General features: G+C 67.1%; 20 protein-coding genes and 1 tRNA gene. 9 read left to right on the forward strand and 12 right to left on the reverse strand.

Translation table 11 applies throughout. The features are described 5' to 3' along the window. Window positions 1-84: 84 nt before the first annotated feature. Genes ACIQCN_RS12215 through ACIQCN_RS12225 form a run of 3 tightly spaced genes read right to left on the reverse strand, consistent with a single transcriptional unit; the run spans window position 85 to window position 1,694 of the window. Window positions 85-996, reverse strand: coding sequence for an NUDIX hydrolase (locus ACIQCN_RS12215; RefSeq protein WP_400604953.1), 912 nt, complete (start codon window positions 994-996; stop codon window positions 85-87). Between the two features lie 7 nt (window positions 997-1,003). Then, window positions 1,004-1,537, reverse strand: coding sequence for a RidA family protein (locus ACIQCN_RS12220; protein ID WP_400604954.1), 534 nt, complete (start codon window positions 1,535-1,537; stop codon window positions 1,004-1,006). A gap of 1 nt (window position 1,538) precedes the next feature. Further along, entirely contained in the window at window positions 1,539-1,694 is a 156-nt protein-coding gene (locus ACIQCN_RS12225; RefSeq protein ID WP_009359196.1) for a DUF4177 domain-containing protein, read from the reverse strand. Window positions 1,695-1,731: 37 nt separating this feature from the next. Here ACIQCN_RS12225 and ACIQCN_RS12230 point away from each other — a divergent pair, with 37 nt between their 5' ends. The 3 genes from ACIQCN_RS12230 (at window position 1,732) to ACIQCN_RS12240 (ending at window position 5,150) form a co-directional block, all read left to right on the forward strand. Further along, window positions 1,732-4,002, forward strand: coding sequence for a transglycosylase domain-containing protein (locus ACIQCN_RS12230; RefSeq protein ID WP_400604956.1), 2,271 nt, complete (start codon window positions 1,732-1,734; stop codon window positions 4,000-4,002). A gap of 3 nt (window positions 4,003-4,005) precedes the next feature. Continuing rightward, entirely contained in the window at window positions 4,006-4,956 is a 951-nt protein-coding gene (locus ACIQCN_RS12235; RefSeq protein WP_400604958.1) for a metallophosphoesterase, read from the forward strand. Window positions 4,957-5,073: 117 nt separating this feature from the next. Beyond that, window positions 5,074-5,150 (forward strand) — tRNA-Pro (locus ACIQCN_RS12240). Between the two features lie 126 nt (window positions 5,151-5,276). Here the strand turns inward: ACIQCN_RS12240 and ACIQCN_RS12245 are convergent. Then, window positions 5,277-5,519, reverse strand: a complete 243-nt coding sequence (locus ACIQCN_RS12245; RefSeq protein ID WP_400604960.1) for a hypothetical protein — start codon at window positions 5,517-5,519, stop codon at window positions 5,277-5,279. A gap of 134 nt (window positions 5,520-5,653) precedes the next feature. Between ACIQCN_RS12245 and ACIQCN_RS12250 the strand changes: the two genes are divergently transcribed. Further along, the gene (locus ACIQCN_RS12250; protein WP_400604962.1) at window positions 5,654-6,919 is read left to right on the forward strand and encodes a helix-turn-helix domain-containing protein; all 1,266 of its coding nucleotides are present in this window, start codon (window positions 5,654-5,656) and stop codon (window positions 6,917-6,919) included. On the opposite strand, the gene ACIQCN_RS12255 is transcribed toward ACIQCN_RS12250, so the two are convergent. Both ACIQCN_RS12255 and purD read right to left on the reverse strand, forming a co-directional pair. Beyond that, window positions 6,916-7,848: a phosphoribosylaminoimidazolesuccinocarboxamide synthase gene (locus ACIQCN_RS12255; protein WP_400611188.1), complete on the reverse strand. Its 933-nt coding sequence runs from the start codon at window positions 7,846-7,848 to the stop codon at window positions 6,916-6,918. The two genes, ACIQCN_RS12250 and ACIQCN_RS12255, sit on opposite strands and share 4 nt — an antisense overlap. Before the next feature lies 1 nt (window position 7,849). Next, a complete protein-coding gene (gene purD / locus ACIQCN_RS12260; RefSeq protein WP_400611246.1) occupies window positions 7,850-9,166 on the reverse strand; it encodes a phosphoribosylamine--glycine ligase in 1,317 nt (438 codons plus the stop codon). A 98-nt stretch (window positions 9,167-9,264) separates the two neighbouring features. Here purD and ACIQCN_RS12265 point away from each other — a divergent pair, with 98 nt between their 5' ends. The 3 genes from ACIQCN_RS12265 to ACIQCN_RS12275 all read left to right on the forward strand — a co-directional run bounded on the left by ACIQCN_RS12265 (window position 9,265) and on the right by ACIQCN_RS12275 (window position 12,365). Beyond that, window positions 9,265-10,839, forward strand: coding sequence for a molybdopterin-dependent oxidoreductase (locus ACIQCN_RS12265; protein ID WP_400611189.1), 1,575 nt, complete (start codon window positions 9,265-9,267; stop codon window positions 10,837-10,839). Window positions 10,840-10,916: 77 nt separating this feature from the next. Next, entirely contained in the window at window positions 10,917-11,933 is a 1,017-nt protein-coding gene (locus tag ACIQCN_RS12270; protein ID WP_400611191.1) for an asparaginase, read from the forward strand. Window positions 11,934-11,987: 54 nt separating this feature from the next. Beyond that, window positions 11,988-12,365, forward strand: a complete 378-nt coding sequence (locus ACIQCN_RS12275) for a sterol carrier family protein (protein WP_400604969.1) — start codon at window positions 11,988-11,990, stop codon at window positions 12,363-12,365. Window positions 12,366-12,399: 34 nt separating this feature from the next. On the opposite strand, the gene ACIQCN_RS12280 is transcribed toward ACIQCN_RS12275, so the two are convergent. From ACIQCN_RS12280 to ACIQCN_RS12290, 3 genes are read right to left on the reverse strand one after another with little or no spacing between them, the layout of a single operon-like run. Beyond that, a complete protein-coding gene (locus ACIQCN_RS12280) occupies window positions 12,400-13,185 on the reverse strand; it encodes an SDR family oxidoreductase (RefSeq protein WP_400611192.1) in 786 nt (261 codons plus the stop codon). Next, on the reverse strand, window positions 13,163-14,143 hold the full coding sequence (locus tag ACIQCN_RS12285; protein WP_400611194.1) for an aldo/keto reductase: 981 nt from the start codon (window positions 14,141-14,143) through the stop codon (window positions 13,163-13,165). The genes ACIQCN_RS12280 and ACIQCN_RS12285 overlap by 23 nt, the downstream gene beginning before the upstream one ends. A 55-nt stretch (window positions 14,144-14,198) precedes the next feature. Continuing rightward, window positions 14,199-14,693 (reverse strand): nucleoside deaminase, encoded by a 495-nt coding sequence (locus tag ACIQCN_RS12290; RefSeq protein WP_400604975.1) that lies wholly within the window; start codon window positions 14,691-14,693, stop codon window positions 14,199-14,201. A gap of 171 nt (window positions 14,694-14,864) precedes the next feature. Between ACIQCN_RS12290 and ligD the strand changes: the two genes are divergently transcribed. Then, window positions 14,865-16,097: a non-homologous end-joining DNA ligase gene (gene ligD / locus ACIQCN_RS12295; RefSeq protein ID WP_400611196.1), complete on the forward strand. Its 1,233-nt coding sequence runs from the start codon at window positions 14,865-14,867 to the stop codon at window positions 16,095-16,097. Between the two features lie 28 nt (window positions 16,098-16,125). Here the strand turns inward: ligD and ACIQCN_RS12300 are convergent, their stop codons facing one another. Further along, window positions 16,126-17,301: a zinc-dependent alcohol dehydrogenase gene (locus ACIQCN_RS12300; RefSeq protein ID WP_400611198.1), complete on the reverse strand. Its 1,176-nt coding sequence runs from the start codon at window positions 17,299-17,301 to the stop codon at window positions 16,126-16,128. 175 nt (window positions 17,302-17,476) lie between these two features. Between ACIQCN_RS12300 and ACIQCN_RS12305 the strand changes: the two genes are divergently transcribed. Beyond that, on the forward strand, window positions 17,477-17,722 hold the full coding sequence (locus ACIQCN_RS12305; protein ID WP_400604980.1) for a hypothetical protein: 246 nt from the start codon (window positions 17,477-17,479) through the stop codon (window positions 17,720-17,722). Here the strand turns inward: ACIQCN_RS12305 and ACIQCN_RS12310 are convergent. Continuing rightward, on the reverse strand, window positions 17,700-18,404 hold the full coding sequence (locus tag ACIQCN_RS12310; protein WP_400611200.1) for an HAD family hydrolase: 705 nt from the start codon (window positions 18,402-18,404) through the stop codon (window positions 17,700-17,702). The genes ACIQCN_RS12305 and ACIQCN_RS12310 overlap by 23 nt on opposite strands. Window positions 18,405-18,433: 29 nt before the next feature. Beyond that, a complete protein-coding gene (locus tag ACIQCN_RS12315; RefSeq protein WP_400604983.1) occupies window positions 18,434-18,724 on the reverse strand; it encodes a hypothetical protein in 291 nt (96 codons plus the stop codon). Between the last annotated feature and the right edge of the window lie 63 nt (window positions 18,725-18,787).

The raw sequence follows: 18,787 nt of genomic DNA on the forward strand, positions 1-18,787 counted from the left end.
GAGCGAGCGTTTGGGTTTAACCGGTGTTAAGTGAGTGAGCGTTTGGGTTAACCGGTGTTGTGAGAGAGCGTCCGGAGGGCAGGGTCAGCGGTCGCGCTGGGGATCGTCCGGAGTGGTCTTCGCGGCTTCGACTTCCAGCATCAGCTTTCCGTCCTCTTCGACGAGGACCGGCTGGTACACGTGCGCCTTCCGCTTGTAGCTGAGGTAGGCAATGCAGCCGTTGGCCGCAGCCATCTTCTCCAGCATGATCTCGGAGCCGGGCACCAGCAGCTCACTGAGGGTGCGGCCCACGGTATTCTCCTGGCCCACCTCGTCGCCGAGCGCCGTGGTGTTGCGGTCCGCGAGCACCTGGGACGCGTTGACCCAACGGCCCCAAACGCCTTTGCCTTCCAGCATGACCGGCTGCTGGTTCACCGGGAGCGTGGTGGCGAAGTAACGGGTATCGAAGCGGCGGTGCGCAAAGTCCGGGCTCCGCCAGTTCACCAGCGACTTCAGCAGGTCAGTGCGCAGCGACAGTCCGCGCTTCTCAAGGACCTGTCCGAACGTCTTTTCCTGCTCGGCCACAGCCTGCCGGGCACGCATCCACTCCGGCGTGGAGGTCGCCTCCACCACGCTGGCCATGTCCGTCCCGGCCAGCAGGATGCCTGTTTCCTCGAACAGTTCCCGAATGGCACCCACTACGTGACGCCGCGCCAGCCCGACGTCGTCCGTTCCCATTTGCTCAGCCCAATGGCCGGGTGAGGGCCCCAGCCAGCCGACCGGATCGTCGTCGGACGCGTCGACGGAACCGCCGGGGAACGCGAGGACCCCCAGCGGCGAGGAACCGGGCCGGTAGGCCAGCCAGGTCTCCAGGCCGTTGGGGGAATCCCGCAGGAGGACCACGGACGAGGCGAACCGCGCAGCGCGGGGGGTCCGTTCGCCGTGTTCGAGCCAGCTTTGCGCCGCCCCTTCAAGATGCGGGGGCAGTGCAAACAGGCGTCTGGCTAAATGCGGCAAGGCTGTCCTAGCTGAACTCGGCGATCAGTTCGACCTCTACCGGGGCATCCAGCGGGAGGACGGCTACGCCGACGGCGGAACGGGCGTGCTGCCCGGCGTCACCCAGGACGCGGCCCAGGAGCTCGGAGGCACCGTTGACAACGCCCGGCTGGCCGGTGAAGGAAGGATCGGACGAGACAAACCCCACCACCTTGACGATGCGGGTGATCCGGTCCAGGTCTCCGATGACGCTCTTGACCGCGGCCAGGGCGTTGACGGCGCAGACGGCGGCGAGCTGCTGTGCCTCTTCAGGGGAGACCGTGGGCTCGTCCGCGTAGCCTTCGGTGCCGGTGGACACCTTGCCCGTAGCTGGGAGTTTGCCATTAATAAACGGCAGCTGGCCGGAGGTGTAGACGTGGCTACCGGAAATGACGGCCGGAACATACGCGGCAACCGGGGCGGCCACCTCGGGGAGCTTCAGCCCCAGTTCGGCAAGGCGCTGCTCGACGGCGGACGCGGGCGCCGCTGCCACGGCGGAGGCGGATTCTGCGGGGGTGGACATGCTACTGCTTCTCCCTCTTGAGGTAGGCAACCAGTCCGTTGCCGTCAGGTCCGGGGACAACCTGGACGAGCTCCCAGCCGTCCTCTCCCCACTGGTCCAGGATCTGTTTGGTGGCGTGAATAATGAGCGGAATCGTCGCGTACTCCCATTTGGTCATGAGAGAAAGACTAGTCCTTGCCGGTAAAGTGGAAAACATGGCGACTCGCAAGAACCCTCTATTCGACACTGCCACCACACTGGGTAAGATTCTTCTTTTCCTTGGCGTGAGTGGAATCTGTGGTGTCCTGGCTGCGGGGCTCCTGGTGCCGGCCGCGGCCGTCTCCGGCAGCGCTGCAAGTGGTTCCATAGAGTTCTTCGACCAACTGCCGGATGAGCTGAAGGTTGACCCGCCCAGCCAGACCACCAGGATCCTGGCTGCGGACGGCAGCGAGATCGCCAGCGTCTACATGGAAAACCGCACCAAGGTTTCCCTGGACAAAATCTCGCCGTTCATGAAGGACGCTGTCATCGCCGTCGAGGACAGCCGCTTCTATGAGCACGGCGGCGTGGACACCACCGGCATTCTCCGGGCGCTGGTCAGCACCGCACGCGGCAACAAGCAGGGTGCCTCCACCATCACCCAGCAGTACGTCAACAACGTCCTGAACGCGAACCTCGCCGCCGAGGGCAACGAGGACCAGATCAAGCTCAACGGCGTTAACAAGGGCGTGGGCGACAAGCTTCGCGAAATGAAGCTGGCCATCGCGCTTGAGAAGGAATTCAGCAAGGACGAAATCCTTGAGGGCTACCTGAACATCGTCTTCTTCAACCGGGACGCGTACGGCATCGAAGCCGCCTCCCGCTTCTTCTTCAGCACCTCCGCGAAGGACCTGACGCTCCCCCAGGCCGCGCTGCTGGCCGGCCTGGTGAACAGCCCATCAGCCTTCGATCCGATCTCCAACCCGGAGAACTCGAAGGCCCGCCGCGACCTGGTGCTCGGCCTCATGCTGGACCAGAAGAAGATCACGCAGGCCGAGTACGACGCCGCAGTGGCCACACCGGTGGCGCCGAAGGTCACCCCGGCACGCCAGGGCTGCGCCTACGCGTCCAAGGCGCCCTACTTCTGCGACTACGTGCTGCACCTGCTGGAGAACAATCCGGCGTATGGAGCAGACCCCCAGGACCGCAAGCGCCTGATCTACGGCGGCGGCCTCACCATCACCACCACCCTGGATCCCAAGGCCCAGGCGGTGGCGCAGGAGCAGGTCAACGCCTCTGCCGGCAAGAACCCGGACAAGTGGGGCGCGGCCATGGTCTCGGTGCAGCCCAACTCCGGCAAGATCATCTCGATGGCACAGAACACCACGTTCCTTCCCGTAAAGGGCGGGTTCGACTCGCAGGTGAACTTCAACGTGGACAAGCTGGACAAGAACGGCGCTGACCTCAACGGCCTGGGCGGCGCGCAGCCGGGGTCCACGATGAAGCCGTTCACCTTCGCGCAATGGCTCAATGAAGGCAAGTCCATGAAGACCGTCGTGGATGCTTCCAAGCGCCGTTATCCTCTGGACTTCCCGTGGCGGAACTCCTGCGGCCAGGTGGCCGGCGCCTACAACGACAACGAGACCGCCCTGGGCGCCGCGGAAGACCTTCAGAACGCCGAACCCCAGTGGTACCGGCCGCTGTCAGTGCTGGAGGGTCTGTACAACTCCATCAACACGGTGACGTTCGCGTCCGCCGCCCAGTTGGACTTCTGTGGGATCCAGAAGATCGTTGACGCCGTGGGCCTGCACGGCGGCCTGCCCTCGAAGGACGACCCCAACCCCAAGATCAATATGTTTACGCTGGCCAACCTGTTGGGTTCCACGCAGACTGCCCCGCTGACCATGGCCAGCGCGTTTGCGACGTTCGCCAATGACGGCAAGTATTGCGAGCCCATCGCCATCACTGCGGTGAAGGACGGCACCGGCAAGGCCCTTCCGGCGCAGTCCAGCAGTTGCCGGGACGCCATCAAGCCCGACGTCGCCCGAGGTGTCAACTATGCGTTGCAGGAGGTCCTCAACAGGGGCTCCGGCTCGCTGATCCAGCCGCGGATTTCCACCGGCACCCACTTCCCCATCGGCGCCAAGACCGGTACGTCCAACAACAACGGTTCCACCTGGGTTGTGGGCCACACAACCGGCCTGGCCACCGCCTCCTGGTTCGGTGACCCGCTGGGTAACCAGGGCCGCGCCGGACAGAACATCACGGTCAACGGCCAGTTCTACGAGGGCATCGACGGTTACATGATTGCCGGACCGATGTTCTCGAACTTCATGGCGCGGATTGCGCCGGCCTACGGCACGGACCCGTTCCCGGCACCTCCGAGCAACCTGCTCTCGGAGCCGTTCGTTCCGCGGCCCGAGCCGTCCGCCCCGAAGAACGAGGGCTCCCGGGAACCCTCCGCCGAGCCCGCCCCCGAGCCCAGCAAGACCAAGGGCAACGACTAACCCATGGCTATGGGCAGCCTGGCGGACAGCGCACGTAACGCGGCCCGGGCCTTGGCACTTACTGCCGGGGCCGGGGCCGCGGCAGGCGCGGTGGCCTTGGGTTACGGCCTCTGGGAGAAGAACCAGTTCGTCCTGCGGGAGGAATCCCTCGCGATCCTCCCGCCGGGACGGAAGCCGTTCCGCATCCTGCATCTGAGCGACATCCACTTCGTTCCCGGCCAGCACAAAAAGGCCGCCTGGCTGGAGTCCCTGGCGGAGCTGCAGCCGGACCTGGTGGTCAACACCGGCGACAACCTCAGCCACGTGAAGGCCGTGGATCCCCTGCTCGCAGCCCTGCGCCCCCTGCTGGAGTTCCCCGGAGTTTTCGTGCCCGGCTCCAATGACTACTTCGCGCCCACCCTGAAGAACCCCGCCGCGTACCTGCGCGGCCCCTCCAGGCTGAAGCCCAAGCCGCAGGAGCTGGACTGGCCGCGCCTGCGTTCCGGGTTCGGCATGGGCGGCTGGGTGGACCTCACCAACCGCCACCAGTCTCTGGTCCTGAACGGCATGCGCTTCGACTTTTCCGGGGTGGACGATCCGCACCTGAACCGCGAACGGTACGCCGGCTGGCCGCGGGGCACGGTTAACCAGGACGCGCAGGACCACCTCCGCGTTGCGGTCATCCACGCTCCCTACCAGCGGGTGCTGGACCACTTCACACAGGCCGGGGCGCACCTGCTCCTCGCCGGCCACACCCACGGCGGCCAGCTCTGCATCCCCGGCTACGGCGCACTCGTCTCCAACTGCGACCTCCCCACCTGGCGCGCCAAGGGCCTGAATGACTGGGAAAGCAACGGGCGCACGACGCCGGTCAACGTCTCGGGCGGGATCGGCACCTCACGCTTCGCGCCGGTCCGCATTGCCTGCAAGCCCGAGGCCGTGCTGCTCACGCTGACCCCTCGCGAAAGTGCGTGAAGCGTTTCATGGCATGAGGCAGTTGCCAGCCAAGTGGGCCTGCGCCGGTTCCCGCTCCCGGATTTCGCATCGGGACCCCGCATCGGCTATCCTTGTAAAGTTGCTTTTGCAGCGGATCGGGATGTAGCGCAGCTTGGTAGCGCGCTTCGTTCGGGACGAAGAGGTCGCAGGTTCAAATCCTGTCATCCCGACCACAACAAGAAGAGGGTCTCCACGCGGAGGCCCTCTTTTTTGTCATATCGCCCGGTAACAGATTGATAAAGGAAATGGCCCCGGAGCAGCAGCTCCGGGGCCATCATGCCTCCTTGGTGAGGAAGCTGTTACATCGGGTCCGGCCAGTTGCCCACGTAGGTGACATAGGAGATCTGCTCGGCGCTCTTGCCCCTCTCGACCTCCGCACTCTTGCCCTTGGAGGTAGTGGTCATCGGATCTGGCCAGTTGCCAACGGCTACCGAGGTCCCCGTGGATTCCCCGTGGGAACCGGCAGACAGGACGGCCGGGGCCGCGGCAGAAAACGCCAGCGCACCGGCAAGGGCGGCAGCGGTTGCGATCTTCTTGAACATTATTAGGGTCCTCAATACGAGTCGGATTCGTTACAAAGTCAGCACTGTCCTTGTTGACATACATTGTAAAATGTTTTCCACAGGGACTGTCAAGCATTTGGTACAAAGATGGTCCGGACAGAGGAGGAAATCCCGTGGGCAACGGATTCGGGGAGAAGCTCCGGGCGGAGCGTCTCGAACGGGGGATGACACAGGCTGAACTGGGCAGGGACCTGTATTCACCGAGCTACATCTCGCTACTCGAAACCGGCCGCAGGGAGCCTACGGCCGAAGTGATCGAGGAACTGGCCCGCCGGCTGGAGCTGGCACCCAAGGCCCTGGAGGCCTGGAGCCAGCCAATTTCCGTCAGCGACGCCGAGTATGTCCTGGCCGGACTGTATGCCAGGCAGGCCTGGGACCTCCGGGACTATTCCCTGGCTGCCAGCCATGCCGCCACGGCTGCTCAGACCGCGCTGGACGGCCGTAACACCAGCGCCTGGTGGAATATGACCTACATGCAGGCGGAATGCCTCATGAAGCAGGGAAACCTCCAGGAATGCGAACGCATCATGCAGCACCTGCTGGAGCACCCCATGGCCACGGAATCTGCCGGCCTCGCAGTCCGCGCGCGGCAGATGCTGGCCGGCATTTGCCAGGGGCAAGGGAGGCTGAGCGCCGCCGTCGAGCACGCCATGGAGGCAGTCCGGCTCTGCTCGCAGCTGCCCAGGGGCTCCACCCTTATCATCGGCGCACACCGTGCCCTGATCGGCGCCCTGGCCGAAAGCGGCCGGCTGGAGGAAGCCTGGAAATACTGCCTGGACATGATCGAGCACGTGGACGAGCACTCCATGTCCCAGTTGGCCGGCGAAGTTGCCTGGGTCATCGGCAACGTGGCTTTCATGCGCCACGATTACCAGGAGGGGATCAAGCACCACGAGCGGGCGGCACGGCTGCTCTCCCCTGCCAACGACATCGAGCTGTGGGCCAGGTTCAACAAGGCATCGGCGGCCGTCCGGCTGTCCTCCGGCATCGTGGAACCCGAAACCCTTTCCGCCATCGAACGCGCAGAGCTGGCCCTGTCCATCGTGGGCGGGAACAAGTCGGACCAGCTGGAAGTCGCCTTCATCCGCGCACGCTGGCTCTACCTGACCGGGGATATCGTGGCCGCCGTCGAGAAGCTCAGGGAAATCCATAAGGAACGCTCCGCGCTTGCCAAGCACACGGCCGGCGAGGTGTCCCTGCTGCTGGGGAAGTCCCTCAAGGCGGCCGGCGAACCGGAAGAGGCGCTGGTGCACCTGGAAGAAGCCCAGAAGTCCTTCAGTGCCGCCGGAGCAGCGGACCGCGTCCAGCAGGCGCTGGACGCGGTCCTTGAGATCAGGCTGGCGCAGCAGCGCGCGGCTGCCGCTGCCAAGGCGAGCTAGGCGAAGCTGGTGCCGGTCAGCTTCTCGTAGGCCTCGATGTAGCGGCTGCGGGTCCGCTCCACCACGTCCGCAGGCAGCGCCGGCGGCGGGGTGTCGGAGGCCCGGTCCCAGCCCGATTCGGCCGAGGTGAGCCAGTCCCGGACGTACTGCTTGTCGTAGGACGGCTGGGCCTGGCCCGGCTGGTACGTGGCGGCATCCCAGAACCGGGAGGAGTCCGGCGTGAGGACCTCGTCGCCGAGCGTGATGGACCCGGAGACCGCGTCGTAGCCGAATTCCACTTTGGTGTCGGCCAGGATGATGCCTCGCTCCCGGGCGATCTTTTCCGCCGTCGTGTAAATCTTCAGTGTCAGTTCGCTGAGGCGGGCAGCGATGTCGTCACCCACCATCGCCACCACGGCGTCATAGGTGATGTTCTCGTCGTGCTCGCCAACCAGGGCCTTGGCGGACGGGGTGAAGATGGCATGCTGCAGCCGGGATCCGTCCACCAGGCCCTCGGGCAGGGGGATGTTGCACACCGTTCCGGACGCCTTGTACTCCACAAGGCCGGACCCGGTGAGGTAGCCGCGGGCAATGCATTCCACGGGGAACATGTCCAGCTTCTTGCAGATCATGGCCCGGCCCTCAACCTCGGCCGGCACGCCATCCGCCACGGTGGAGGCCAGCACGTGGTGTTCCACGCCCAGCTGGTTGAACCACCAGAGGCTCAGCTGGGTGAGAACGCGCCCCTTGTCCGGGATCTCGCTGGTGAGCACGTGGTCATAGGCGCTGATCCGGTCACTCGCGACCACCAGGACGCACTCCTGGCCCACCCGTTCCACGATGGACTCGTCCACCGGCTCGTACAGGTCGCGGACCTTGCCGGAGTAGACGTGGCGCCAGCCGGGGAGGTCCGGGGCGGTGGCATTGAAGCCGCGGGGAGATTCAGTCATGCTAGGCCTTCGCTTCCGGTGCGGCCACCGAGGCGGCGGCGCGTGAGGTTACCTTGATTTCGCCGCGCGCGGCCTTGCGGCCGATATCCGTGCGGAACTGGCCGCCGTCGAGCTTAATCAGCTCAACGCCGTCGTATGCCTTTTCCCGTGCCTCCACCAGGTCGCTGCCGAGCGCGACGACGGCGAGCACCCGCCCGCCGGCGGACACCACTTTGCCGTCCTCATCCAGGGCGGTCCCGGCGTGGATCACGTGCACGCCGTCAAGCTCCTCCACCTTCTTGAGGCCACGGATGCGGTCGCCGGTGCGGGGCGTGTCCGGGTAGTTTTCGGCGGCGACGACGACGGCGACGGCGGTCTCCTTCGCCCAGCGCAGCTCCTCCGCCTTGTCCAGTTCGCCCTTGGCGGCTGCCATGAGCAGGGAGCCGAGGGGGGTCCTGAGCCGGGCCAGGACCGCCTGGGTTTCGGGGTCGCCGAAGCGGACGTTGAACTCGATGACGCGGGTGCCGCGGGAGGTCAGCGCCAGCCCCACGAACAGCACGCCGACGAATGGGGTGCCGCGGCGGGCCATCTCGTTGATGGTGGGCTGCGCAACGCGGTCGATCACTTCCTGGACCAGGCCGTCGGGCGCCCACTCCAGCGGGGTGTAGGCGCCCATCCCGCCGGTGTTGGGGCCTTCGTCGTTGTCGAAGATGCGCTTGAAGTCCTGCGCCGGGGACAGTGCCACGGTGTTCTGGCCGTCGCAGACCACGAAGACGGACACTTCGGGGCCGTCCAGGAATTCCTCGATGACCACGGAGCCGCCGGCGTTGAAGCAGGCTTGGGCGTGGGCCAGCGCTTCATCGCGGTCGTGGGTGACCACCACCCCCTTGCCGGCGGCCAGGCCGTCATCCTTAACCACGTAGGGTGCACCGAAGGTGTCCAGTGCGGAGGCGGCTTCATCGGCGTTGGTGGCCACCAACGCCATTGCGGTGGGGACGCCGGCCTCGGCCATGATTTCCTTGGCGAATGCTTTGGACGCTTCGAGCTGCGCGGCCGCCCTGCTGGGACCGAACACCGGGATTCCGGCGGCGCGGACGGCATCGGAGACACCGGCGGCCAGCGGAGCCTCCGGGCCCACCACCACCAGGTCCATTGCGAGCCTGGTGGCCAGCGCGGCCACGGCCTCCGGATCGTTGCCGTTGATGCTGTGGGTGGGGACCAGCTTGCTGATGCCGGCATTGCCGGGCGCCGCGTGGACCTCGGACACGTTGGGATCGGCAAGCAGGGAGCGGACAATGGCGTGTTCGCGGCCTCCGGGGCCGATGACGAGTACCTTCACAGTCTCCAAGGGTACTTTGTGCACCCTGCGTGCTCCTAAGCTGTGACCTGACCGGCCGCCCCGGCAATCCGCCGCGCATCCGGCTGCGAATCCCTTGCATGAACAAGCTTCGGAAGTGGCTCAAGAGGCCCTATGCCATGGCCGCGCTGGCAGGCGTGGTGAGCGCCGCCGTCGTACTTTCCGTGGCGGAACTGGTGGGTGCTTTCTTCACCGCCCGCGCCGCGCCGCTGATCGCGCTGGGTTCGACGTTCATCGACTTCACGCCGTCCTGGCTGAAGGACTTCGCCATCGCCACGTTCGGCACCAATGACAAGGTGGCCTTGTTCGCGGGCATGGGCCTGACTATCGGCGTACTCGCGTGTGTCCTGGGCGTTGTGGCCTACCGGAAGTGGACGCTGGGCGTACTGGGCGTGCTGTTCATGGGCGCCGTGATCGTGGCCAGCGTGGTGACCCGCGCAGGTGTGGAGCCCGTGGATGCCAGCCCGTCCGTGGTGGGGACCCTGGCGGGGCTTGCTGTGCTGCGGTGGCTCACAGTGCGGTTGTGGCAGCTGGCGCCGTGGCCCGAAGTGCCGGCGAATGTTGCCGCGGACGCTGCCGCCGGCCGGCCCAGCCGGCGCGGGTTCTTCGCCGCTGCGGGAGTGGCCGCGTTCGCCGCCGGCGCTGCCGCGACCGGAGGACGAATGCTCAGCTCGGCGCGCAGCAACATCGCCAAGGCCCGTGAGGCGCTCCGGCTGCCCGCCCCTGCCAAAGCAGCACCCGCCGTGCCGGCCGCCGTCCAGTCCCCGGCGCCCGGCATGCCCCCGTGGCTCACCCCCAACGACGACTTCTACCGCATCGACACCGCCCTCAGCGTCCCGCAGATCAACCTCGCGGACTGGAAGCTGAGGGTGCACGGCATGGTGGAAGAAGAGGTCACGCTCACCTTCCAGGACCTGCTTGACGCCGACCTGATCGAATCGCACGTGACCCTCACCTGCGTCTCAAACCCGGTGGGCGGCAACCTCGCCGGCAACGCCAAATGGCTGGGCATGCCGCTTCGGGACGTCCTTAAGCTGGCACGGCCCCAGGACGGCGCGGACATGGTGCTGTCCACCTCCATAGACGGCTTCAGCGCCTCCACTCCCCTGCCCGTGTTGCAGGACGGCCGCGACGCGATGCTCGCCATCGGCATGAACGGCGAACCGCTGCCGCTGGAGCACGGCTACCCGGTGCGCATGGTCGTGCCGGGGCTGTACGGGTTCGTCTCGGCCACTAAGTGGGTCGTGGACCTGGAGGTGACCCGCTTTGCGGACAACAAGGCTTATTGGACCCAGCGCGGCTGGTCCGAGCGGGGTCCCATCAAGACGATGGCGCGCGTGGACGTGCCCAGGTCCTTTGCCAAGGTCCCGGCAGGAAAGGTGGCCGTGGGTGGCACCGCCTGGGCGCAGACCCGCGGCATCACCAAGGTGGAGCTGCAGATCGACGACGGCGGCTGGGTTGAGGCGGCCCTCTCCGCCGAGGCGTCCGTGGATACCTGGCGGCAGTGGTCCTATGAGTGGGATGCAGCACCCGGCGCGCACTACATCAAGGTCCGGGCCACGGACGGCTCGGGTGAGGTCCAGACCGAACAGCGGGCGGATCCCGTCCCGGACGGCGCCTCCGGCTGGCAGTCCGTGATGGTCACGGTGGAGTAGCGGTCGGTCCGCCCGGGCCCCGTCCTGCCCTGCGCGGCTGCCTGGCCGCGCGCGCCTCGGGCCCTAGACTGGGCAGCATGCCGCACAATCCGCATGCTACCTTCACCGTGGACTCCGCCGTCGAACTGGCCGTGATAGAGCGCAGCGGCTTCGTGGAGTCCCGGCACATCGGCTCGGCCCTACTGCTCGCCGCCGACGGCTCGGTGGTCACGGAGTTGGGTGACATCAACACCCCCATCTACGCCAGGTCCACCCTTAAGCCCTTCCAGGCGCTGGCCGCCATGCAGTCCGGCGTACCGCTGCGCGGCGCCCAGGTGGCCATCGCGTGCGGCAGCCACACCGGGTCGCTGGACCACATGGACGTGGTGTCCGGCATGCTCAAGGCGGCTGGCGTGCGCGAGGACCAGCTGCAGTGCCCGGCGGCGTGGCCGCAGGACGAGGCCGCCCGGAACTGGCTGGTCCGTTCGGAACGGGGCAAGTCCCGGCTCGCCTTCAACTGCTCCGGCAAGCACGCGGCCTTCCTGTGGGCATGCACCGAAAACCAGTGGGACACCGGCAGCTACCTGGAGCCGAACCATCCCCTGCAGCAGCGGATCCGCACCGTGATCGAGGAGTACACAGACGAGAAGATCGCGCACCTGGGCATCGACGGCTGCGGTGCACCCGTTGCGGCGGTGTCGCTCAAGGGCCTTGCCCGCGGATACTCGCAGCTGGCCAAGGCACCGGGCGACCAAAGCTTCAGTGCACGGGCGGCCACCATCGCCACCTCCATGCTGGACTACCCCTGGGCGGTCCAAGGCCACGGCGAGGCCAACACCCTGGTCATGGACGAGCTCGAAATCATCGCCAAGATCGGCGCCGAAGGGGTGCTTGCCATGGCCACCCCGCAGGGCGTTTCGGTGGCCGTGAAGATTCTGGACGGGAACGTCCGGGCCACGTCCTTGGTAGCGCTGACGCTTCTGGCAGCCGCTGGTGCCGTGGAGATCCCCGGAGTCGCCAGCGTCCTGGAAAAAGTCGTGGAACCCGTACTGGGCGGCGGGCGGCCGGTGGGCAAGATCCGGCTGGGCCCGGCCGTTTCCGCGCTGCTGGACTGACGCATTTCAACTGACTGGGACGTATTTGACCACTCCGGAAAGGAGTCCGCGCGCATGGCCGTGGCCCGCCGTCGTATAGGCCTTGAAGAAGGGAAGGCGGCGCTGCAGGCGTGGCTGGAAGGCACCGCCCCGGCGTCGGCCGTTCCCGTTCCGCGTGCCGTGGTGGCCACCGCCGTGCGCTACTCGCTGGAGGAGGTCACGGCCCGGGCGCCCGGGAACTCCGTGGAGGTCCGCGTGCCGCCGTTCGGCGTGACGCAGTGCGTGGCGGGGCCCCGGCACACGCGCGGGACTCCGCCGAACGTCATCGAGTGCGACGCCGCCACCTGGCTTGCGATGGTCAGCGGCAGGCTGCGCTGGGCGGACGCAGTCGCGGCCGGGCAGGTGTCCGCCTCCGGCCTCCGCGCGGACCTCGCCGCACTTCTCCCGCTCTAGATAGTTGCTGGTTCGCGGGAAGTTTCCGGCGACGTCAGCCGCGGCCGATGAACGGCATGCCTGCCGCCGTGATGACCACCGAACCCACGCTGGCAGATGCCGGCATGTTGGCCATCATCAGTACCGCCCGGGCCGCGTCCGCCACCGGGAACGTAGGTTCCACGCGCCGGCTGCCGTCCGCCTGCAGCGCACCTGCGCCCACCCCGATGGTGTCCATCAGTTCCGTGGCCGTATTGCCGATGTCTATCTGCCCGCAGGTGATCCCGAACCCGCGGCCGTCCAGCTCGATGCTCTTGGTCAGTCCAGTGATGGCGTGCTTGGTCACGGTGTACGCCACGGTCCGCGGCCGTGGTGAGTGCGCGGCGATGGAGCCGTTATTGATGATCCGGCCGCCCTGCGGTTCCTGGGACTTCATGGCGCGGACGGCCGCGGCGGCGCAGAGCATGGCACCGGTCAGGTTGACCGCGAGGGTGTCGTTCCAGTCCTTGAGGCTGATCTCGTCCACCCCGGCCGCCGGTCCGAACACGCCGGCGTTGTTGAACAGCACGTCAACCCGCCCCCAGCGCTCCCGGACGGTCTGGAAGAGGCGTTCGACGTCGGCGGGCAGCGTCACGTCGCACGGCACCACCAGCGCACCGGGGTTGCCTGCGGACGTCTCTTCGAGCTGGGCTTCGCGGCGTCCGGCGAGCGCCACGCGGTAGCCGTCTGCCAGCAGCTGGCGCGCCACCTCGCGGCCGATGCCGGAGCCGGCACCGGTCACGACGGCGGTGCGCCCCTGGTGATCGGTGCCGCGCACGTTACCAGCGGGGGTGGATGGCATCGCGGAAGTAGTGGTCGTAGATCCAGCGGACGCCGTCGTCGAACTCTTCACCAAGTGCCACGGACGCTGCCGCGGCGTTCGCCTGCGCCTGCTTCACGTTGCGGGCACCCGGGATGACGGTGGTGACGCCGTCCCGGGCGGCGGCCCACGCGATCGCGGCCTGGGCCATCGACGCGCCGGCAGGGACGAGCTGTTCGAACTCGGCCACGGCCTTGAGGCCGAGTTCGAAGTCGACGCCGGAGAAGGTCTCCCCGACGTCGAACGCGCTGCCCGTGCGGTTGTAGTTGCGGTGGTCGTCCTCGGGGAAGTCGGTGTCCCTGGTGTACTTGCCCGTCAGCAGGCCGGAGGCGAGCGGCACGCGGGCGATGATGCCCACCCCCGCTGCCTTGGCCGCCGGCAGCACCTCATCCAGCGGTTTCAGCCGGAAGGCGTTGAGGATGATCTGGACGGAGGCCGTCCCGCTGTGGCGGATCGCCTCGAGGGCCTCGTCCGTGCGCTCGACGCTGACGCCGTAGTTGCGGATGGCCCCCTCCGCGACGAGGGTGTCCAGGGCGTCGTAGACCTCGGCGCTGCTGTAGACGGGCGTGGGCGGGCAGTGCAGCTGGACGAGGTCGAGAGTGTCCGTGCCGAGGTTTTTCCGCGAGCGGTCCACCCACTGGCGGAAGTTGGCCAGCGAATAGTTCTCGGGCACTTGCTCCGCGCGGCGGCCCATCTTGGTGGCCACGGTGATATCCAGCCCCGGGTTCTGGGCCAGGAACGTGCCGATGGCCTGCTCGCTGCGCCCGTCGCCGTAGACGTCCGCTGTGTCGAAGAACCTGACACCGGCTTCGGCCGACGCTGCGAGGACGGCCTGCGCCTGCTCCGGCTCCACGGATCCCCAGTCCGCTCCGAGCTGCCAGGTTCCCAATCCAACCACGGAAACGCTCCGGCCGGTCTTCCCCAATATCCGCTGTTCCATCCTCCGACTATAGGGGCTGGGCTGCAGGCGTCCGGAAAATTACGACGGCGGCACGTCAGTAATCGGTACGGTCCTCCATGGCGTTCCAGGCAGTAAAGGGTTCCAGCGGTGCCGGCGAGGGAGGGCCCGCGAGTTCCAGCCGGGACACCGCCATCAGGGTGCCGCGGTCCGGGTTCTGGAAGTACTCGTAGAACACGGCGTCGTCAAAGCCGGCGGACGCGGCGTCGTGCCGGTCCGCGGCGTAGACCACTTTGCCGATCCGGGCCCAGAGCGCCGACGCCAGGCACATGGGGCAGGGCTCGCAGCTGCTGTAGAGGACGGCGCCCGTGAGGTCGAAAGTTCCCAGTTCGCGGCAGGCGGTCCGGATCGCGGTGACCTCGGCGTGGGCTGTGGGGTCGTTGTCCGCGGTGACCCGGTTGACACCGTCGAACGCTTTCCCGTCCGCGGTGACAACCGTGGCGCCGAACGGCCCGCCGTTGTTCAGGACGTTGGCCGTGGCCAGCCGGACGGCCCGGGCCAGGAACTGTTCGTCGGTGGCGGTGGTGCTCATGATGCGACTCCCTTGCGCCGAAGCCGGGCGGGCGCAGCCCGGTGGAACCAGGTGCGACGGTGAGCCAGGCTTCAGCGTTGTGCTGTTGAAGGTTCAGTTGCGCCTGGTAGATAGCTTCCCACGTGGGTGCCCGCCGTTGGCAGAATCGAGATTAGCACCTAACGTGGCCGCATGAACCCGTCCAAGGCACCGGCGCAGATCCTCGACGTTGACGGCCATGAGGTCCGCATCTCAAGTCCGGACAAGATGGTGTTTCCCGAGGCCGGCCTGACCAAGCTGGACCTGGTGCGCTATTACCTCGCGGTGGCGGAGGGTGCGCTGCGCGGGGCAGGCGGGCGCCCCATGGTGCTCAAACGGTTTCCCAAAGGGATCGGTGCGGAGCCCTTCTTCCAGAAACGGGTGCCGGAGAACCATCCGGACTTCATCGGCACGGCAACGCTGCAGTACGCGTCCGGCACGTCCGCCGAGGAGGCCGTCATCCGCGACGCCGCGGGCCTGGCGTGGGTGGTGAACCTGGGATGCCTGGACCTGAATCCGCACCCGGTGCGCGCCGAGGACCTGGAGCATCCCGACGAACTGCGGGTGGACCTGGACCCCATGCCGGGGGTGGAATGGGCCCGGATCGTCGACACCGCTTACGTGGCCCGGGACGTGCTGGCAGAGACCGGGCTGGTGGGCTGGCCCAAGACCAGCGGCTCCCGCGGCCTGCACATCCTGGTCCGGATCGCGCCGCAGTGGTCCTACCGGGACGTCCGGCTCGCTGCCGAAACCCTGGCCCGCGAGGTGGAGAACCGGGCCCCGGGCCTGGCCACGGCGCGGTGGTGGAAGGAGGAACGCGGCGAAAGCGTGTTCGTCGATTTCAACCAGAACGCCAAGGACCGCACCGTGGCCTCGGCATACTCCGTCCGGGCCCTGCCCGATGCCCGCGTGTCCACGCCGCTCACCTGGGAAGAGGTCCGTTCCGTCCGGCCGGAGCAGTTCACGGTGTCCACGGTGTTGCGCCGGTTCGCGGATTCCGGCGACCCGCACCGGGGAATCGACGACGCCGCCGGTCGGCTGGATGGACTGCTGGCCCTTGCCGCGGAGTTGGGCCCGGCGGAGAAAGCCCCGCGCACGGGGGACGGTTCGGGCCGCCGGCGGTCAGTCATGCCCCTGATCGAGGTTGCCCGGACCAAAACGAAGCCGGAAGCCCTCGCCGCCCTCGAGGAGTGGAAGTCCCGGCACCGGGACGTGGTCCCTTCCCTCACCCCGGCCGATGTCCTGGTGGACGGCATGCGCGGATCGAGTTCGCTCTGGTACCGGGTCAGGGTGAACCTGCAGCACGTCCCGGAACCGGACAGGCCGGCCCAGGAGCAGCTCATCGCCGACTACGATCCCTGGGCCGGAAAGCATCCCGGCTCCTGAACCCCTCGGACCAGGGGGGTCCGGCAGACTAGGGGTTCAGGACCACCTTGATGCAGCCGTCTTCTTTCTTCTGGAACTTCTCGTACAGGGCAGGCGCCCCGTCCAGCCCCGAACGGTGGGTGACCAGATCCATCACACCCAACGGGTCGGCGTCATCCTCCACCAGCGGCAGGATGTCGTCGGTCCAGCGCCGGACGTTGCACTGCCCCATGCGGACCTGGAGTTGCTTGTCGAACATGGTCAGCATGGGCATGGGGCTGGCCTGGCCGCCGTACACGCCGCTCAGGGACAAGGTTCCGCCGCGCCGGACGGCGTCGATGGACGTGTGGAGGGCGGCGAGTTTGTCCACACCCGCGGTCTCCATGGCTTTCTGTGCCAGCTTGTCAGGCAGGAGGCCCAGCGCCTGGTGGGCAAAGCCTGCCACCGGGGAACCGTGGGCTTCCATTCCGACGGCGTCAACCACTGCGTCCGCACCCCTTCCGGCCGTCAGCTCCCGCACTTCGTCCGCAACGCCCTTTGCGTAATCGAGGGTTTCCACCCCGTGGCGGGCAGCCATTTCCCGCCGCTCTGGGACCGGATCCACCCCGATGACCCGCAGTCCCCGCTGCACGCCGATCCGGCTGGCAAACTGCCCCACGGGCCCCAGTCCGAACACTGCCAGGGTGCCTCCCGGCTGGACATCCGCATATTCCACCCCCTGCCAGGCGGTGGGAAGAATGTCGGAGAGGAAAAGGTAGCGCTCATCCGGCAATTCCGTGCCCACCTTCACCGGCCCGTAATCCGCATGCGGTACGCGCAGGTACTCCGCCTGGGCACCGGGAACCGAACCGTACAACTCCGAGAAGCCGAAGAGCGCAGCGCCGGAACCCTTGCTCTTGACCTGCGTGGTTTCGCACTGCGACTGCAGGCCCTGGCTGCACATGTAACAGTGGCCGCAGGAAATGTTGAAGGGAACAACCACCCTGTCGCCCTTGCGAAGGTTGGTGACGGCGCTTCCCACCTCTTCCACGATGCCCATTGGTTCATGGCCGAGCACGTCGCCCTTGTGCATGTACGCGCCCAACACCTCGTACAAGTGCAGGTCGGATCCGCAGACGGCCGTGGACGTGATCCGTACGATGGCGTCGGTCGGCTCCTGGATCACAGGGTCCGGTACTTCCGCCACGGTGACCGAGCGCTTTCCTTGCCATGTCAGTGCTTTCACGGTGTTCCTTCCGCCGGGGTCCTCTGTTGTCGGGGGCCGGCAACGGCCCTCATTCGACGCTAGCGGGAAAGCCGGAAAAAAGTAAGTATGCTGATGAAAGTCTTGTGGGAGACGCACGCGGCTTCTAGCGTAGGGAGGGACAGAGCCCGGCCAAGTCGAGTGAAAGAGGTCCACCATGTCGCTGTACCAGCCGGAACCGGTTGAAATCTCCACCCGCATGCGGCCGGGAGAGTGGAGCGAGACCAGTCTCGAACAGCTCGTTGATACCTACAGGGCGCGCATCGTCGAGATGGGCGCCAGCCTCACCGACATCCACACGGACGTTGACCGCAACGACGACGGCTCGGTCAAGGTAGTGGTGTCCTGGCTCAAACCTGGCGATCCGGCGGCCGGAACGGTCAGCGATGGCCCGCTTCGGTAACGTCCAACAGCCGCCCGATGGCGCTTGAGGTCAGGTTGGCCAAGAGCTCCCGGGGCCCCTCATAGACTTCCGCAGCCCCGGCGTCCCGCAGTTCGGCGGCGCTGATGCCGCCGCACGTGACCCCTATGGCGGGAATGCCCAAGGCGGCAGCGGCCTGCATGTCCCAGACGGCATCCCCCACGTACACTGCGTCCGCAGCCTCCACGTTGACCGCCTCAAGGGCGGCCACCAGGATGTCAGGGGCAGGCTTGCTTTCCTTCGCGTCATTGGCGCTGGTGGCGGCGTCAATGGCGGCGTCGGCGCCAAGGATCTCCCGCATGGCCTGCAGGTCGCGTTCGCGTGCAGAAGAGGCCAGTGCCACCGCAAGCCCGGACGCGTGGCACTGGACCAGGAGGTCCTTGGCGCCCGCAAAGGCACGCAGCCCGGGCCAGTGGGAAGCGTAGAGGGCTGAGTGGCTGGAGAGGACCTCCTGGTCCACATCGCGGTCGCGGCCGGGCGGGAGCAGGCTGTCCACCAGGCGGTCCCCGCCCATGCCCACGCAGCGGTGGATCCGGGCCATGGGAACGTCGTAGCCATGCTGGCGGAAGGCGCCCCACCAAGAAATGGTGTGTATGTAGGACGAGTCAATCAGCGTCCCGTCAACGTCGAACAACACCCCGCGGCGGCGGGTGCCAGGCGGCACGGATCCATCAGGCCTTCCGGGGCGCGGGCTCAACTGATCGCCGCCCGGCGTGCCTCCGGCGCCTTCTTGTGCCGGGCAGCCTCTTCTTTGGCTGAACTGACCGGGCGGACGCGCTCACGGATGACAGTCCCATTGCCGTCGTGGCTGCGGTCCCGGATCAGCCCGGTCCCGGCAATCTCCCGCGCCAGGGCCACGCCCGCCACAGCGGCGCGCTTAGTGGGAAAGGTGACCGAGATGGCCATCAGATCCCCGGCACCGTCGACCATGCGGACCCGGTACCCGCCATCGGGCGCATCCACCAGCTCAAAATATCCGGCCATTGCCATCACTCCTCAGTCAGCCACGGACACCAGGGGCGCTCCATGGAAGTATTAGTAAGTGTA

The organism is Pseudarthrobacter sp. NPDC092424, assembly GCF_044754925.1.
Lineage (GTDB): Bacteria > Actinomycetota > Actinomycetes > Actinomycetales > Micrococcaceae > Arthrobacter.

Excerpts from the sequence above, each read along its gene's own strand:
- ACIQCN_RS12245 (WP_400604960.1), bottom strand. The coding sequence starts at position 5,519 with ATGTTCAAGAAGATCGCAACCGCTGCCGCCCTTGCCGGTGCGCTGGCG.
- ligD (WP_400611196.1), top strand. The coding sequence starts at position 14,865 with ATGAACCCGTCCAAGGCACCGGCGCAGATCCTCGACGTTGACGGCCAT.
- ACIQCN_RS12270 (WP_400611191.1), top strand. The coding sequence starts at position 10,917 with ATGCCGCACAATCCGCATGCTACCTTCACCGTGGACTCCGCCGTCGAA.
- ACIQCN_RS12275 (WP_400604969.1), top strand. The coding sequence starts at position 11,988 with ATGGCCGTGGCCCGCCGTCGTATAGGCCTTGAAGAAGGGAAGGCGGCG.
- ACIQCN_RS12225 (WP_009359196.1), bottom strand. The coding sequence starts at position 1,694 with ATGACCAAATGGGAGTACGCGACGATTCCGCTCATTATTCACGCCACC.
- ACIQCN_RS12285 (WP_400611194.1), bottom strand. The coding sequence starts at position 14,143 with ATGGAACAGCGGATATTGGGGAAGACCGGCCGGAGCGTTTCCGTGGTT.
- ACIQCN_RS12315 (WP_400604983.1), bottom strand. The coding sequence starts at position 18,724 with ATGGCCGGATATTTTGAGCTGGTGGATGCGCCCGATGGCGGGTACCGG.
- ACIQCN_RS12265 (WP_400611189.1), top strand. The coding sequence starts at position 9,265 with ATGAACAAGCTTCGGAAGTGGCTCAAGAGGCCCTATGCCATGGCCGCG.
- ACIQCN_RS12280 (WP_400611192.1), bottom strand. The coding sequence starts at position 13,185 with ATGCCATCCACCCCCGCTGGTAACGTGCGCGGCACCGATCACCAGGGG.
- ACIQCN_RS12235 (WP_400604958.1), top strand. The coding sequence starts at position 4,006 with ATGGCTATGGGCAGCCTGGCGGACAGCGCACGTAACGCGGCCCGGGCC.
- ACIQCN_RS12230 (WP_400604956.1), top strand. The coding sequence starts at position 1,732 with ATGGCGACTCGCAAGAACCCTCTATTCGACACTGCCACCACACTGGGT.
- ACIQCN_RS12305 (WP_400604980.1), top strand. The coding sequence starts at position 17,477 with ATGTCGCTGTACCAGCCGGAACCGGTTGAAATCTCCACCCGCATGCGG.
- ACIQCN_RS12255 (WP_400611188.1), bottom strand. The coding sequence starts at position 7,848 with ATGACTGAATCTCCCCGCGGCTTCAATGCCACCGCCCCGGACCTCCCC.
- ACIQCN_RS12290 (WP_400604975.1), bottom strand. The coding sequence starts at position 14,693 with ATGAGCACCACCGCCACCGACGAACAGTTCCTGGCCCGGGCCGTCCGG.
- ACIQCN_RS12220 (WP_400604954.1), bottom strand. The coding sequence starts at position 1,537 with ATGTCCACCCCCGCAGAATCCGCCTCCGCCGTGGCAGCGGCGCCCGCG.